The sequence below is a fragment of the Variovorax sp. P4_D9 genome (genome assembly GCF_056401695.1).
Genome location: NZ_JBFUIU010001336.1, coordinates 1 through 1677 on the forward strand (window position 1 = coordinate 1; position 1677 = coordinate 1677).

A 1677-nucleotide genomic window follows, 5' to 3' on the forward strand; every position below is an offset into this window, starting at 1 on the left:
GTTGAATGGGATGAGGAAATAGTTCAGCACGAAGCCAGGCGTGTCCTGCGTCTTCACCGGCTTCTGTCCCATCGCTTCGCATGCGGCCCAGGCACGCGCAAAGGTGTCCTCGCTGGTCGTCAAGCCGGGCGACATCTCCACCAGTTTCATCAGCTGCGCCGGCAGGCAGAAGTGCATTCCGACGAAGCGGTCCGGCCGTCCGGAACCGCCGGCGATCTCCGTGATGCTGATGGTGGACGTATTGCTCGCGAAGATGGCCTCCGGCTTGCAGATCTTGTCCAGCTTGCCGGACAGGTCGTGCTTGACCGGCAGGCTCTCGAACACTGCCTCGATCACCAGATCACAGTCGGCAAAGTCTTCCAGTCGGGTCGTTCCGCTCCACTGGCTCATGATCTCCGGCAGCTTCTCTGCAGCGAGCTTGCCGCGTTCTACGCTCTTGCGCAGGAAGCCTTCAGTCTGGCTGCGGGCTCGATCGAGCGCGTCCTGCTTCAGGTCGAACACGCGGGTGCGGAAGCCCGCGCGCGCGCAGACGATCGCGATGCCGGCACCCATGGTGCCCGCGCCGGCGATGCCGATGGTCTTGATTTCACTCATGCTTTCTCCTTGGATGGCGTCAGCGCTGCAGAAAGCTGCGGCCGATCAGTTGGCGGTGGACCTGGTTCGTGCCTTCCCAGATCTGGGTGATCTTGGCGTCGCGCATCAGGCGTTCGACGCGATAGTCCTTGCAGTAGCCGTAGCCGCCGAGCAGTTGCACTGCGTCTGTGGCCATGCGCATGGCCAAGTCGCTGGCCCGCATCTTCAGCACGGATGCTTCGATACCGAAGTCCTTGGCGCCGGCATCGACCCAGCCGCCGACCTGCCACAGCCAGTTTTCCACCAGCACCAGCTCGGAGGCGAGGTCGGCCAACATGAACTGGATTCCCTGGAACTCCAGAATCTTGCGTCCCGACTGCTTGCGCTCGTTGATATAGGCCACGGTGTCCCCGAAGGCACCGCGGGCGATGCCCAGCGCGTGCGCCGCAACACTGGGGCGCGACTTGTTCAACGAGGCGAACAGGATCTTCAGGCCGTCACCGGGGTTGCCGATCAGGTTGGCGCGCGGGACGCGGCAGTTGTCGAATGCGAGCGTCGCCGTGCTGGACGCCCGCGTTCCCATCTTGTCCTCCAGCCGCACCACAGACAGCCCCGGCGTGCCCTTTTCCAGGATCAGCACCGAGATGCTCTCCTTGGCGCCGGCGATGCCTTCCCACTTGCCGAAGAGCAGGTAGAGGTCGGCCACATCGCCGTTGGTGATGAATGTCTTGCCCCCGTTGATGACGATTTCATCGCCCTCCTCGCGAAAGCTGGTGCGCATCCCCGTGGCATCGGACCCGGCGCCGGGCTCGGTGATCGCGAGTGCGCCAAGCCCGCCTTGGGCGATCCGGGGCAACAGCCGTTTCTTCTGCTCTTCCGTGCCCCAGTCGATCAGCGGCTTCATGCCGTGATAGTTGGTGGCCCAGATGATGCCGGTGGCTGCACACGCCTTGCTGATCTCGCGTACGCACGCCAGGTAGGCGGTGTATGACACCGGCGCCCCGCCATACTCTTCCGGGATGAACATGGCGTTGAGCCCCAGCTCCTTGATCGCCTTGACGTGCTCCCAGGGAAACTCCGCGCTGCGGTCATAGTGTTCGGCAC

The 1677-nt window shown here is 63.7% G+C and carries 2 protein-coding genes; both read right to left on the reverse strand.

Annotated elements, in window-relative coordinates:
- Positions 1-594 (reverse strand): 3-hydroxyacyl-CoA dehydrogenase family protein (locus tag AC1DY5_RS54610; protein ID WP_478122525.1); only part of this gene is annotated, 594 nt, incomplete at its 3' end.
- A 19-nt stretch (positions 595-613) separates the two neighbouring features.
- Positions 614-1677, reverse strand: a 1064-nt coding sequence (locus AC1DY5_RS54615) for an acyl-CoA dehydrogenase family protein (RefSeq protein ID WP_478122526.1), incomplete at its 5' end; no start/stop codon positions are given.